Raw genomic sequence first — 14,004 nt, 5'->3', positions numbered from 1 at the left:
AGACCGACCCGCCGCCGCCACCGCCGCCAGGCGCTTCCCCGCGATCTGCGCCTGGATCCGATCCAGATCAGCGATGTACCGCTGCGCCTGCGCCTCCGACCCAAACCGCTCGGGCACGACCACCTGACCAATCGCCTCTCCAGCAACAACCAACCAGTCTCGATCAACCGGCACCCCAGACACCGGCACCCCAGACACCGGCACACCAGCAACTGGCGCGACCCCGGCCGGAGCCGGTCGCGTCGAACTTGCGTGCATCGCTGTCGTGGACATGCCCCAAGTTTATAAGAACATATGTCCTATTTTAAAGCGAATCTTAGGTTAACAACAGTGGGCGACCTCGTGAACTGCGACGAACGGACCTCACATTCCAGAAACCCTGCACTCCGTGCAACAAGACCGCACTCAAAACTCACCCCGCAACGCCCTCACGCCGCTCCAACCCGCGCCCGCCGCAGCCGCATCGCCGCTCCCCCAGCGACCGCCACCACAAGCCCCAGCACACACACCGAGAGATATCCAGCGGGCGGACCCCACGCATCGATCGACGCTCCGGCCAGCGGCGACCCGACCGCCGACCCGATGTTCAGCGCCGCCCCGTGGAACCCCATCGCCTCACCACGCGCCCCCTCGGGCACCGCCGCCGTGATCCCCTCCGTCGTCGACGTCAACGCCGGCGCCACCGCGAACCCCGCGATCCCCAGCAGCACGAACGCACTCACCGGGGACGTCGCCAACGCCGCCGGCGCCGTCGCCAACGACAGCACCGCGATCATCGCGAACACCGACACCCGACGATGCATCGCCCCATAGACCAACCCGCCGATCAGTGACGTCGCCGACCACAGCGCCACGACCCAGCCAACCATCGACTGATGTCCGTTCTCGCGCATGGCTGCCACGACCGACACCTCCGTGCCGGCGAGGATCGTCGTACAGGCCACCGCCGCAACGAGCACCGCCACCACCCGCAGTCCGAACCATTCGCGCCGCGGTACCGACCCGGCCGTGCTCGCGGCCGCCGACTCCCCCACCAGCTGCAGATTGGCGACATACATGGCGACCCCACCGAGCACCATGAGCAGCTGCGTCACGAGCAGCACGATCCGCGTGTCGAACGCCGTGGCCGCGAGCACGCCGACCGCCGGCCCGACGATGAACGACACCTCCGTACCGACGGCGTCCAGCGAGAGCACCGTGCGATGCTGCCCCGGTGCCGTCGCGGTCAACATCGCCTGCCGCACGATCGAGTAGATCGGGATGATGAACAACGCCGTGACGAACGCAACGACCACCAGGGGCCAGAATCCGACCCACGGCCCGATGCTCCACCCCACGGTGAGCACGACCAGCGACGGCCACAGCGTGGGCCGCAACCCATTGCGGTCGAGCAGCCGCCCCCGCCACGGCCCGGAGATCGCCGCTCCGACCGTCGTGAACATCGTCAGCACACCGGCCTGCCCGTACGTGCCACCCAGATGACCGACGACGTGCAGCGTCAGGATCATGAACGAGGCCGCCATGGGCGTACGCACCAGGAGCCCGAGAAGAAAAGCCTGACGGACACGCGGAATCGCGAGAACCTCGCGGTAGGGATCGAGCACCACGACACCTTACGGCCCGCCGGCACCCGGCGCTGCACTCACGATTGACGGATCGCCGTGCGGCCGAGCCGCAGCATCACCTCACCGCAGCGCGAACGCCAGCCCGTCGATCCGCGCCCGAACCTCACCGTCGGTCGCCACCTGCTCCGCCACGGCCGTCACCAACGCCTGCACCTGCTCGGCGTCCAGACCCGGCGTCAACTCGAGCACCACCTGCAGAATCCCCTGCCCGGCCGGCTTGCCCTCGGCGAGCACGTGCCCGGTGATCTCGGGATGTCCGGCCACCGCCTGCGCCACCGCATCGGCCACCTGGTCATCGGCGTGCGCCGGAACCCAGTCCCGCTGCTGCGCCAACGCCCACACCATCGACGGCCGCAGTTCGGTCGCATGGTCGGAGCCCACGTCGAGCACCATGACGTGACACTGCTCGCTCACGGCCGCCTGCGCCGCCCGCGACGCGGTCACCGGCACGGGTCGCGCCGCGGCATCCCAGCTCGCCAACACCTCGATCCCGGTGAACACCGGCAATGCACGCTGCCCGTCCGGCGCGGTCAGCGTCACCGCGGCCATGTCGGTCTGCTTCTCGACGGTCAACTCACCCGAGTCGTCCACCTCCGCCGGCGCGGCCACGATCGGCACGACGAACCGCGCCTTCTCGACCGCGCGCATCAACGCCACGTCGTCGGCGTCACCGGCACGACGCTCCGCCAACAGCGCGATCAGCGCCGGGTCGGCCTGACCGAGGTCGTTGTCGAAACCGGTCGACGTGACCTGGCGGCCGGTCCACGCGATCCCGGCCGAATCACCGAACCCATGGTCATGACCGGAGTGATCGTGCCCCGAGTGATCACTCACGGCCGACCGGCCACGTCGAGCGCCTCGGTCAGCGTGAACGCGCCCTTGTACAGCGCCGACCCCACGATCGCGCCCTCCACGCCCTCGCCCACAAGTCCTCGCAGCGCCGCGATGTCCTCGAGCGTCGAGACTCCGCCCGATGCCACCACGGGCCGGTCGGTCCGCCCGCAGAACTCGCGCAGCAACTCCAGGTTCGGGCCCTTGAGCATCCCGTCCTTGTTGACGTCGGTCAGCACGTACCGCGCACACCCCTCGGAGTCCAGTCGCGTCAAGGTCTCCCACAGGTCGCCACCATCACGGGTCCAGCCCCGCGCCGCCAGCGTCGTGCCCCGCACGTCAAGACCGACTGCGATCTTGTCACCGTGCTCGGCGATGGCCTGGCGCGTCCACTCCGGGTTCTCCAGCGCGGCCGTGCCGAGGTTGACCCGCGTCGCGCCCATGTCGAGCGCGCGCGTGAGCGTCTCCTCGTCCCGGATCCCACCGGACACCTCGACCTTGAGTTCGAGTCGCCCGATGATGTCGGCCAGCAGGTCGGCATTGCTGCCCCGGCTGAATGCGGCGTCGAGGTCGACGAGGTGCAACCACTCGGCGCCCTGGTTCTGCCACTCGCGGGCCGCGATCCACGGGTCTCCGAACTGGCCTCCGGTGCCGGCGATCCCCTGAACGAGTTGGACCGCCTGCCCGTCGACGATGTCGACCGCGGGCAGGAGTTCGAGGTGCGGCTGGTGCGTGCTCACAGGTTGGTCACCCAGTTCTTCAGAAGGTGCAGCCCAGCGTCCCCGGACTTCTCGGGGTGGAACTGCGTGGCGGACAAGACACCGTTCTCGACGGCGGCAACAAAGGGAGCTCCGTGCTCGGACCACGTCACCAGCGGCGCGGAGGCGGCCATCGCCCCATCCGCCACGGGCATGATCCAGTCCTGCACGGCGTAGGAGTGGACGAAGTAGAAGCGCTGGTCACCCAGTCCGTGTAACAACCGCGAACCGGCCGGAGCGTCGATCTCGGACCACCCCATGTGCGGCACGATCGGCGCGGGCAGGCGCGCGACGCGACCGGGCCACTGCGCCAGACCGTCGCGTTCGACCTCGGCGGGCTCGTCCGATCCGTCGAACATGACCTGCATTCCGACGCAGATGCCGAGCACGGGTCGGCCGCCGGCCAGGCGTCGCTCGATGATCCGCGGCCCGTGCACGGCAGCCAGTCCGGCCATGCAGGTGTGGAAGTTCCCGACTCCGGGCACGAGCAGGCCGTCGCACGCCAACGCGCGCTCGGGGTCCGCGGTGAGTTCGACGCGCGCGCCGATGTGTTCGAGCGCCCGCACGGCCGAGCGCACGTTGCCGCTGCCGTAGTCGAAGACCACGACGTCCTTGCTCAGGGCCATGGACTACAGGGCTCCCTTGGCCGACGGGATGATGCCGGCCACGCGCGGGTCGGGCTGTACGGCGGAGCGCAGTGCGCGCGCCACGGCCTTGAACTGCGCCTCGACGATGTGGTGCGGGTCCCGGCCCGACAACACCCGCACGTGCAGGGCGATCCCGGCGTTGAGCGCCAGCGACTCCCAGATGTGCCGCGTCAGCGCGCCGACGAAGTGCCCGCCGATCATGACGAACTCCTGCCCGGCCGGTTCGCCCTTGTGCACGACGTACGGCCGCCCGGCCACGTCGACGACGGCCTGCACCAGCGCCTCGTCCAACGGCACGGTGGCGTCGCCGAACCGGGAGATGCCGCGCTTGTCGCCGAGCGCCTCGCGCAGCGCCTGACCGAGCACGATCGCGACGTCCTCGACGGTGTGGTGGGCGTCGATGTGCGTGTCACCGTCGGCCTGCACGGTGAGGTCGATGAGCGAGTGCTTGGCCAGCGAGAGCAGCATGTGGTCGTAGAACGGCACGCCGGTCGAGACGTCGCCGACGCCGGTGCCGTCGAGGTCGACGGTCAGCGTGATGCTGCTCTCCGAGGTGGCCCGCGTGACGGTCGCGGTGCGGTGGGTGCTCAACTATCGCTCCAGGTGTTCGGGGGTCAGGGAGGCCATGGCCTCGAGGAAGGCGGTCGTCTCGGCCGGGGTGCCGGCCGTGACCCGCAGGTGGTGGGGAATGCCGACGTCACGCACGAGCACACCGCGATCGAGCAGCGCCTGCCACGTGGTGGGCGCGTCGGCCAGGCCACCGAAGAAGACGAAGTTCGCGTCGCTGGGCACCGGGGTCAGCCCCAGCGCGGTCAGGTCGGTGACGATGCGGTCGCGCTGCTCGCGAATCGCGTCGACCGTCGAGAGCATGAGTTCGGTGTGGTCCAGGCACGCCAGCGCCACGGCCTGCGTCTGCATCGACAGGTGGTACGGCAACCGCACCAGCCGCAACGCATCGGTCAGGGCGGGGTCCGCGGCGAGGTAACCCAACCGTCCTCCGGCCATGGCGAACGCCTTGCTCATCGTGCGCGTGACGACCAATCGCGGCCGACCCTCGAGCAGGGTCAACGCGTCCTGCGTGCCCGAGCGGGCGAACTCGGCGTAGGCCTCGTCGACGATGATCACGGCGTGCGGAGCAGCGTCGTACACCGCCTCGACGACGTCGAGCGAGAGCGCGGTGCCGGTCGGGTTGTTCGGCGAGCACAGGAAGACCACGTTCGGGTCGCACGCGGCCACCTGGGCCACGGCCGACTCGACCGAGAGGTCGAACTGCGATCCGGGCCCCGCCGGGTTGGCGTGTCCGGCGGCGTCGACCCCGCGCTGACCGTCGATCCAGGTCGTCCCGGTCGCGCGGGTGATGATCGGGTGCATCGAGTACGCGGGCGTGAAGCCGATCGCGACCCGCTCCGGCCCGCCGAACGCCTGCAACAGATGCTGCAGCACCTCGTTCGACCCGTTCGCGGCCCACACCATGTCGCTGGTGATCGTCGTGCCGGTCCGCGAGAGGTAGCGCGCCAACGCCTCGCGCAGCTCGACGAACTCCCGATCCGGGTAGCGGTTGAGGTCGGGCGCGATTGTCGTGACACGCTCGGTGATCGTCGCGACGACCTCCGGCGGCACCGGGTACGAGTTCTCGTTGGTGTTCAGGGCCACCGGCACATCGAGTTGCGGAGCGCCGTACGGCGAGCCTCCCCGCAGGTCGGGTCTCAGGAGTGCCTCGATGGTCGCGGCGGAGGTCATGCACCCACCTGGCCCGCGGCGTCACCGGTCGCATCGAGACGCACCTGCACGGCCTCACCGTGCGCAGGCAGGTCCTCAGCGGCGGACAGGGCGAGCACGTGCTCGCCGACCCCCGCCAGCGCGGCGGAGGTGTAGTCGATGACGTGGATCCCGCGCAGGAACGACTGCACGCTCAGACCCGAGGAGTGCACCGCGGACCCACCGGTCGGCAACACGTGGTTCGACCCGGCGGCGTAGTCGCCCAGGCTGACCGGCGCGTATGGCCCGACGAAGATCGCCCCGGCGTTGCGCACCCGCGCGGCCACGGCCGGCGCGTCGGCGGTCATGACCTCGAGGTGTTCCGCGGCGTACGCATCGACGACCTGCAGACCCGCGTCGAGATCGTCGACGAGCACAATCCCCGACTGCCGACCGGCCAACGCCGTCCGCACGCGCTCGGCGTGCTTGGTCGCGGCGGAGCGGCGTTCGACGGCCGCCTGCACCTGCTCGACCAGCTCCTCGCTGTCGGTCACGAGTACCGACGCCGCGAGGGTGTCGTGCTCGGCCTGCGAGATGAGGTCGGTGGCGACGAACTCGGCGTCGGCGGTGCCGTCGGCGAGGATGGCGATCTCGGTCGGTCCGGCCTCGGCGTCGATCCCGATGAGCCCCTTGAGGTAGCGCTTGGCCGCGGCGACGTAGATGTTGCCCGGGCCGGTGACCAGGGAGACCGGCACACACTCGGCTCCGTCATCGTCGAACCCGTGCGCGAACCCGGCGATGGCCTGCGCACCACCCATGGCGTAGACCTCATCGACCCCGAGCAGCGCGCACGCGGCGAGGATCGTCGGGTGCGGGTAGCCGGCGAACTGGCCGGTGTTCTCCTTCTGCGGCGGCGAGGCCACGGCGATCGAACCGACCTGCGCCAACTGCGCCGGCACGACATTCATGACCACCGACGAGGGGTAGACGGCCAGGCCACCGGGCACGTACAGGCCGACCCGCTCGACGGGCACCCAACGCTCGGTCACGGTGCCGCCATCGACAACGGCGGTCGTCGTGTCGGTGCGGCGCTGGTCGGCGTGCACGAGACGCGCCCGCTCGATGGCGACCTCGAGGGCGCGGCGCACCGCCGGGTCGAGGCCGGCCAGCGCCGCGTCGATCACCTCGGTCGGCACCCGCAGCGTGGCCGGGCGCACGCCATCGAACTTCTCCGCGTACTCGCGCAGCGCCGTCGCGCCACGGTCACGGACGTCGTCACAGATCGGTGCCACGGCATGGAGGGCGGCCTCGACGTCGTACTCGGCACGAGGCAACGCCTCGCGCAGAACCCGGACTCCCAAGGTGCGACCACGCAGGTCGATCAGCGACATCATGCGGGACAGTCTAGTTTCGCTCCACGTCCCCGTAGAACAGCCGGTCGACGACCTGTCGGGCATGCCGGGCCTTGCGGCGATAGAGGTTGGCCAGCTCCTGGCCCGACCCCGCCGGTAGCCCGACGATCCGGCCGACCGCATCGGCGGTGCGCACGTCGGCCGGAACCGAGTCGACCGGGCGACCCCGGAACAGCATGCCCGCGTTGCGGGTTTCGGAGGCGAGCTCCCACGCCTCCCGTAGCGCCTGCGCGTCATCGCTGGTCACCAGGCCGGTCGCGGTGGCCGCCTGCAGCGCCCCGAGCGTCGAGGTCGTGCGCAGCCCGGGGATCTCGTGGGCGTGCTGGAGCTGGAGCAGTTGGATGGTCCACTCCACGTCGGAGAGCCCGCCCTGGCCGAGCTTGAAGTGGGTCTTGCGGTCCGCCCCGCGGGGCATCCGCTCGGCCTCCATCCGGGCCTTGAGCCGTCGGACCTCCCGCAGTTGCGTCTCGTCGATGCCGTCGGCCGGCCAGCGCACCGGGTCGATGAGCTCGAGGAAGTCGGCCGCGAGCTGCTCATCCCCGGCCACCGGCGTGGCGCGCAGCAACGCCTGCGCCTCCCACGTCGCCGACCAGCGCTCGTAGTACGTCCGGTAGGACTCCAGCGACCGGGTGATCGGCCCGGCCTTGCCCTCCGGGCGCAGATCGGCGTCGAGCCCGACCGGTGGGTCGGCGCCCGGTGTGCCCAGCAGGCGGCGCAACTCCGTGATGACCTCGGTGGCCCGCGCCTGGGCGGTCGCCTCGTCGACGCCCGCGTGCGCGCGGTGGACGAACAGCACGTCGAGGTCGGAGGAGTACCCGAGCTCGCCGCCGCCGAACCGGCCCATGCCGACGACGAGCAGGTCGATGCCCAACGGTTCACCGAGTCTGGTCTCGGCCGCCCGGGTCGCCACCTCGAGCCCGGTCTGGACCAGCGCGGCGGCCACGTCGGTCAGCGCCTCGCCGACGCGGGCCAGTCCGAGCCCGTCCTGGAGGTCGGCCACCCCGATCCGGAACAGCTCGCGGCGCCTCGTTCCGCGGGCCGCGGCGATCGCCTCGTCCGGGTCCTCCTTGCGCGTGGCCGCCGCCCGCATGCGCTGCAGGATCTGCGCGCGCGGCTTCGGTTCCAGCCCGTGCGGCTCCCCCAGGATCTGCGCCGCCGTGGGCGTGGCGACGAGCAGGTTCGAGACCAACCACGACTGCGCCAGCGAGCGCGAGAGGATCTCGGCGGCGCGGCCCTCGTCGCGCAGCATCTTCAGGTACCAGGGTGTGCTGCCGAGCGCGTCGCTGACCTGCCGGAACGCGAGCAGCCCGTCGTCCGGTGCGGCCTCCTCGGCGAACCACCCGAGCAGAACCGGCAGGATCTGCCGCTGGATCGCCGCAGTGCGCGACAGCCCCGACGTCAGTGCCTCGAGGTGGCGCATCGCGCCGGCCGGGTCGGCGAAGCCCAGGGCCGCCAACCGCGACCGGGCAGCCTCGGGCGACAGTCGCGCCTCGCCCGGGGTCAGGCGCGCCACCGATGCGAGCAGCGGCCGGTAGAAGAGCTTCTCGTGGATCTGGCGGACCTCACGCGCCTCCGACTCGCGCCGTCGGGCGACCTCCGTCGCCGGATCGGCGCGGTACCCCAGCGCCCGCCCCAGCCGTCGCAGGTCACCCGTGGCCGTCGGCATGAGGTGGGTGCGCCGCATCCGGTGCAGTTGGATCCGGTGCTCCAGGGTGCGCAGCAGCCGGTACGCCTTGTCGAGCACCGCCGCGTCGTCGCGACCGACATAACCACCGGCGGCCAGCGCGGTCAGGGCCTCGAGGGTGGTCCGCGATCGCAGCGTCTCGTCGGACCGCCCGTGGACGAGTTGGAGCAACTGGACGCTGAACTCGACATCGCGCAGTCCACCGGGCCCGAGTTTGAGTTGGCGCTTCGCCTCGGCCGACGGCACGTGCTCCTCGACCCGGCGCCGCATCGCCTGGACATCCTCGACGAAGTGTTCGCGCGAGGCGGCCTCCCACACCATGGGCTGCACCGCCTGCAGATACGCCCGCCCCAAGTCGGCGTCGCCGGCCATGGGTCGGGCCTTGAGCAGCGCCTGGAACTCCCACGTCTTGGCCCAGCGCTCGTAGTAGTGGCGGTGGCTCGCCACGGTACGCACCAGTGGCCCCTGTTTCCCCTCGGGGCGGAGCGCCGCGTCCACCGGCCATAGTGACCCGGCCGGGGTCGAGGCCGAGCAGGCCTGCATCATCCGCGAGGCCACCTTCGTCGCGGTGGCGAGGGCGCTCTCCTCGTCGGCACCCTCGGCCGGCTCGGCCACGAAGATCACGTCGACGTCGGAGACGTAGTTGAGTTCGCGTCCTCCGGACTTGCCCATCCCGATCACCGCGAACCGGTACTGGTCGGCGTCGCCGATCTCGGCGATGGCCAGCGTCGTCGCCGCCTCCAGCGCGGCCTGCGCCAGGTCGGCCAAGGCCGCGGCGACGGTGGGGAGCAGCGCCACCGGGTCCGGGGCGGTGACGTCGAGCGCCACGATCCCGACCATCTGTTGGCGGTAGGCGACGCGCAGGGCATCATCCGGGGTCGGGTCCGCGGTGGCCGGATCGCGCCCGGTTACCGCCGCGACGAGCGCCTCGATCCGCTCCCGGGTGCTCAGCCACCGGGCGTCGACGACGGCGCGCCAGTGGCGGGGGTGGGTGACGAGGTGGTCCCCCAGGGCGCTCGACGCACCGAGCAGCCCGACCAACCGATCACGACTGATCGGATCGCCGCACAGGGCCGCCCGTAGACCGCTCACGTCGGCCTCGGGGTCGGCCTCGGCCGCCTCGAGCAGGCGCACCAGGGTGACGAGGGCCAGGTCCGGGTCGGCGGTCTCGGCGAGCGCGTCGGTCAAGGCGTCGGCGCTCCCCGACTCGGTCACCCCGAGCGCGAGGATCTGTGGGTCGCGCAGCAGGCGTTCGGCGCGCTCGGATTCGATGAACCCCAGGCGGACGAGCCGGGCCGGGGCCGAACTCGGTCGAAGTGCCACGGTTCAGAGTCGCGGCAACAGCCGCTGCAGCTCGAACGGGGTCACCTGGTGGCGGTAGTCCTCCCACTCCCGGCGCTTGTTGCGCAGGAAGAAGTCGAAGATCTGCTCCCCGAGCGTCTCGGCCACGAGGTCGGAGTTCTCCATCAACTCGGTCGCCTCGGACAGCGAGGCCGGCAGCGGCTTGATGCCCATCGCCCGGCGCTCGCCGTCGCTGAGGCTCCACACGTCGTCCTCGGTCTCCGGGGGCAGTTCGTAACCCTCCTCGATGCCCTTGAGACCGGCGGCGAGCAGCACCGCGTACGCCAGGTACGGGTTGCACGCGGAGTCCAGCGTGCGCACCTCGACCCGGGTGCTCTGCGACTTGCCGGGCTTGTACATCGGCACGCGGATCATCGCGGAGCGGTTGTTGTGTCCCCACGTCAGGTGCGCCGGCGCCTCCCCCCCGCCCCAGAGCCGCTTGTAGGAGTTGACCCACTGGTTCGTCACCGCGGTGAACTCGCGCCCGTGGTGGAGCAGCCCGGCCATGAACTGGCGCGCGGTCGTGGACAGTTGGTACGGCGCTCCGGCCTCGTAGAACGCGTTCTTGTCGCCCTCGAACAGGGAGATGTGCGTGTGCATGCCCGACCCCGGGTGGTCGGCGAAGACCTTGGGCATGAACGTCGCGTAGACGCCCTGCTCGAGCGCGACCTCCTTGACGATCGTGCGGAACGTCATGATGTTGTCGGCCGTCGACAGCGCGTCGGCGTAGCGCAGGTCGATCTCGTTCTGCCCGGGCGCACCCTCGTGGTGACTGAACTCCACGGAGATCCCGACCGCCTCGAGCATCTGGATCGCCTGACGGCGGAAGTCGTGCCCGGTGCCGTTGTGCACGTGGTCGAAGTACCCGCCCTGGTCGACCGGTGTCGGGTCGCCCTTGCCGTCCTCGAGGAGGAAGAACTCGACCTCCGGGTGGGTGTACATGGTGAAGCCCATGTCGGCTGCCCGCGCGAGGGTGCGCTGCAACACCTGACGCGAATCCGACAGCGACGGGCTCCCGTCGGGCAGGAGGATGTCGCAGAACATGCGTCCGGTGCCGGGCCGTTCACCGCGCCACGGCAGCACCTGGAAGGTCGACGGGTCCGGCTTGGCCAACATGTCGGCCTCGTAGACCCGCGTGAAGCCCTCGATCGCCGATCCGTCGAAACCGATGCCCTCGGCGAAGGCGCCCTCGAGCTCGGCGGGCGCGATGGCCACCGACTTCAGGGTGCCGAGCACATCGGTGAACCAGAGTCGGATGAAGCGGATGTCCCGCTCCTCGAGGGTACGGAGCACGAATTCCTGCTGGCGGTCCATGCGCTCATCCTGCCGTATCGGGTCGACGGTTCCGTGGGTTGGGCCGGGGTGTGGCGCTCAGTCTCCGAGCACGTCTCCCAGGGGCCCGCCGTGGGTGCCCTCGCGACGATGCCGCTCGATGTCCTCGATCTCGTCCGGCCAGGCGTCCTCCTTGGCGCGACGCTCGTCCTCCGCGTCCCACGCCTCCGTGCGCTTGTGGGCGGTGTCGAGGGCGTTTCGGGCCTCCTCCTCGGTGTCGTACGGGCCCAGGACATCCTCGCCGCGCGCCCGGTTCTCGTCGGTCTCGACCTGATTGGTGCGGATGTTGAACCAGAACGGCATGGTGAACTCCCAACGGTGCGTGACTGCTGGCGCGCCGGTGAACGCGCCTAGACTCCAACCTATGTCCGTTGCCTCCGCCGTGGTTCGTCCCGGCACCATCTCGCCCGAACTCCCCGTCCCGAAGTCCATCCCGCGCCCGCACTACGTGGGCAGACCGGCGCCGGAAGCCTGGACCGGCGGCGAGATCAAGGACGCCGAGACGATCGAGAAGATGCGGATCGCCTCCAAGATCGCCGCGCGCGCCATGGCCGCGGCGGCCGAGGCGATCGCCCCGGGCGTGACGACCGATGCCCTCGACCGCATCGCCCACGAGTACATGTGCGACCACGGCGCCTACCCGTCGTGCCTGGGCTACCGCGGCTTCCGCAAGAGCATCTGCACGTCGGTCAACGAGGTCATCTGCCACGGCATCCCCGACGACCGGCCGCTGGAGGATGGTGACATCGTCAACCTCGACGTCACCGCGTTCATCCACGGCGTCCACGGCGACACCGACGCGACGTACCTCGTCGGCGAGGTCGACGAGGAGTCCCGGCTGCTCGTCGAGCGCACGCACGAGGCGATGATGCGCGGGATCAAGGCCGCCCAGCCGGGCCGTCAGCTCAACGTCATCGGTCGCGTCATCGAGAAGTACGCCGCCCGCTTCGGGTATGGCGTGGTGCGTGACTACACCGGGCACGGCATCGGCGAGGCCTTCCACTCGGGCCTGATCGTGCCGCACTACGACGCCGCGCCCGCCTACAGCACGATCATCGAGCCGGGCATGACGTTCACCATCGAACCCATGCTCAATCTCGGCACCCCGAGCTGGACCCAATGGGACGACGGCTGGACCGTGGTGACCAAGGACCTGAAGAGGTCGGCGCAGTTCGAGCACACGGTGCTCATCACCGAGTCCGGCAACGAGATCCTGACGGTGGTCTGACGTGTCCAAGAAGAAGATCGCGTTCGGAGTCGACGTCGGTGGATCGGGCATCAAGGGTGCCCCGGTCAACCTCAACAAGGGCAGTCTGATCGGGGATCGGCTGCGCATCCCCACCCCCACCCCGGCCACTCCCGAGGCCGTTGCGGACGTCATCGGTCAGGTCGTCGCCGCCCACGACGAGGTCCGGGGTGACGCGCCGATCGGCGTGACCGTGCCCGGCGTGGTCACTCACGGCGTCGTGCGTTCGGCCGCGAACATCGATCCGTCGTGGATCGGCGTGGACGCCAAGGCCCTGTTCGAGGAGCGCCTCGGGCACCCGGTGCATGTCGTCAACGACGCTGATGCCGCGGGCGTGGCCGAGATGGCCTACGGCGCGGCGGAGGACGTGCGTGGCCTGGTCATCCTCACGACGCTCGGCACGGGCATCGGCACGGCGTTGATCCACGACGGAGTCCTCGTACCGAACTCCGAGTTGGGACACCTCGAGTTGGACGGTGGTGACGCCGAGGACACGGCCGCCTCGTCGGCGCGCGAGCGCGAGGACCTGTCGTGGGAGGACTGGGCGAAGCGGTTGCAGCGCTACTACCGCCACGTCGAGGACGTGCTCTGGCCCGACCTGTTCGTCGTCGGCGGCGGCGTGTCGAGCCAGGCCAACCAGTTCCTGCCCCTGCTCGACCTGCGCACGCCCATCGTCGCGGCGAAGCTGCGCAACAAGGCCGGGATCATCGGCGCGGCTCGACTGGCCGCCGACGACTGAGACCCGGGGTTTCAGGCGCGGACCTCGAGCGACGAACCCCACTCGAGGTCGTGGATCTGCGTGTCGGGGTGGCCGAACTGACCGGCCTGCGTCAGGTACAACGTGCGACCCGTGGCGTTGAGCAGCCCATCGTGGATCGGCACCGCGTGGGCCGCCCCAACCCGGCGCAGGAAGGCGGTCATCTCGCGTGAGGCCTGCCACGGAGCGTTGATCGGGAACCCGACGATGTCGACGTCACCCGGGGTGTTCTCGACGCTGTCGCCGGGGTGATGGAAGGACGGCTCCCCCGCGGCGCGCAGGGTGACGCCGACGTTGGCGATGCGCGGGATCTCGTCGTGGATGAGCGCGTGGATCTCCCCGACGGGCTCGACGGTCACGGCGCCGATGGTGAACGCCGAGCCGTTCTGCGCCTGGACGTCGATGCCGAGGTCCCGCACGATCTGCGCCGACTCCGGATCGGTGATGAGTCGGGCCGTCGGGTTCGCGGCCAGCAGCCCGGGCAGCCGGTCACGGTCGAGGTGGTCCAAGTGCTGGTGGGTGACGACGATGGCGTCGAGGTCGGTCAGCGCCGACAGGTCGGGAGTGAAGACTCCCGGGTCGAGCGCGATGCGGGTGTCGGCCATCTCGATGAGGACGCAGGCGTGTCCGAGGTGGGTCAGCTTCATGGACCCACCGTAGTGAAGATGCGGCC

13 protein-coding genes are annotated in these 14,004 nt (G+C 70.3%); 2 read left to right on the top strand and 11 right to left on the bottom strand.

The features are described 5' to 3' along the window. Positions 1 to 428: 428 nt before the first annotated feature. From KD1_RS01575 to KD1_RS17265, 10 genes are all read right to left on the bottom strand, one after another. Entirely contained in the window at positions 429 to 1,604 is a 1,176-nt protein-coding gene (locus tag KD1_RS01575; protein WP_157073101.1) for an MFS transporter, read from the bottom strand. Between the two features lie 81 nt (positions 1,605 to 1,685). Further along, positions 1,686 to 2,459 carry an SseB family protein gene (locus tag KD1_RS01570; RefSeq protein ID WP_068396556.1) on the bottom strand — a complete coding sequence of 258 codons (774 nt, stop codon included), beginning with the start codon at positions 2,457 to 2,459 and terminating at the stop codon, positions 1,686 to 1,688. Then, the gene (gene priA / locus KD1_RS01565; protein WP_068396553.1) at positions 2,456 to 3,196 is read right to left on the bottom strand and encodes a bifunctional 1-(5-phosphoribosyl)-5-((5-phosphoribosylamino)methylideneamino)imidazole-4-carboxamide isomerase/phosphoribosylanthranilate isomerase PriA; all 741 of its coding nucleotides are present in this window, start codon (positions 3,194 to 3,196) and stop codon (positions 2,456 to 2,458) included. Before priA ends, KD1_RS01570 begins: the two co-directional genes overlap by 4 nt. Beyond that, on the bottom strand, positions 3,193 to 3,840 hold the full coding sequence (gene hisH, locus KD1_RS01560) for an imidazole glycerol phosphate synthase subunit HisH (protein WP_068396550.1): 648 nt from the start codon (positions 3,838 to 3,840) through the stop codon (positions 3,193 to 3,195). Before hisH ends, priA begins: the two co-directional genes overlap by 4 nt. Positions 3,841 to 3,843: 3 nt before the next feature. Next, positions 3,844 to 4,452, bottom strand: coding sequence for an imidazoleglycerol-phosphate dehydratase HisB (gene hisB / locus KD1_RS01555; protein ID WP_068396547.1), 609 nt, complete (start codon positions 4,450 to 4,452; stop codon positions 3,844 to 3,846). Beyond that, positions 4,453 to 5,601, bottom strand: coding sequence for a histidinol-phosphate transaminase (locus tag KD1_RS01550; RefSeq protein ID WP_068396544.1), 1,149 nt, complete (start codon positions 5,599 to 5,601; stop codon positions 4,453 to 4,455). Then, positions 5,598 to 6,953: a histidinol dehydrogenase gene (gene hisD, locus KD1_RS01545; protein ID WP_068396541.1), complete on the bottom strand. Its 1,356-nt coding sequence runs from the start codon at positions 6,951 to 6,953 to the stop codon at positions 5,598 to 5,600. The genes KD1_RS01550 and hisD overlap by 4 nt, the downstream gene beginning before the upstream one ends. A 10-nt stretch (positions 6,954 to 6,963) precedes the next feature. After that, a complete protein-coding gene (locus KD1_RS01540; protein ID WP_068396539.1) occupies positions 6,964 to 9,978 on the bottom strand; it encodes a bifunctional [glutamine synthetase] adenylyltransferase/[glutamine synthetase]-adenylyl-L-tyrosine phosphorylase in 3,015 nt (1,004 codons plus the stop codon). Positions 9,979 to 9,981: 3 nt separating this feature from the next. After that, a complete protein-coding gene (locus KD1_RS01535; RefSeq protein WP_068396536.1) occupies positions 9,982 to 11,310 on the bottom strand; it encodes a glutamine synthetase family protein in 1,329 nt (442 codons plus the stop codon). A gap of 57 nt (positions 11,311 to 11,367) precedes the next feature. Further along, the gene (locus KD1_RS17265) at positions 11,368 to 11,631 is read right to left on the bottom strand and encodes a methionine aminopeptidase (RefSeq protein ID WP_245627231.1); all 264 of its coding nucleotides are present in this window, start codon (positions 11,629 to 11,631) and stop codon (positions 11,368 to 11,370) included. Positions 11,632 to 11,692: 61 nt separating this feature from the next. On the opposite strand from KD1_RS17265, the gene map reads away from it, so the two are divergent. Together map and ppgK are read left to right on the top strand one after the other, a co-directional pair. Further along, positions 11,693 to 12,556 (top strand): type I methionyl aminopeptidase, encoded by an 864-nt coding sequence (gene map, locus KD1_RS01525; protein ID WP_068396533.1) that lies wholly within the window; start codon positions 11,693 to 11,695, stop codon positions 12,554 to 12,556. A 1-nt stretch (position 12,557) separates the two neighbouring features. Then, positions 12,558 to 13,313, top strand: a complete 756-nt coding sequence (gene ppgK, locus KD1_RS01520) for a polyphosphate--glucose phosphotransferase (RefSeq protein ID WP_068396529.1) — start codon at positions 12,558 to 12,560, stop codon at positions 13,311 to 13,313. Positions 13,314 to 13,324: 11 nt separating this feature from the next. Here the strand turns inward: ppgK and KD1_RS01515 are convergent, their stop codons facing one another. Then, complete coding sequence (locus KD1_RS01515; RefSeq protein WP_068396526.1) at positions 13,325 to 13,978, bottom strand: MBL fold metallo-hydrolase; 654 nt, start codon at positions 13,976 to 13,978, stop codon at positions 13,325 to 13,327. Positions 13,979 to 14,004 lie beyond the last annotated feature (26 nt).

The organism is Kribbia dieselivorans NBRC 106261, assembly GCF_001552435.1.
Taxonomy (GTDB): domain Bacteria; phylum Actinomycetota; class Actinomycetes; order Actinomycetales; family Dermatophilaceae; genus Kribbia; species Kribbia dieselivorans.
The sequence above is the reverse complement of the archived record's forward strand: the minus strand, read 5'-3'. Positions and strand labels throughout refer to the sequence as shown.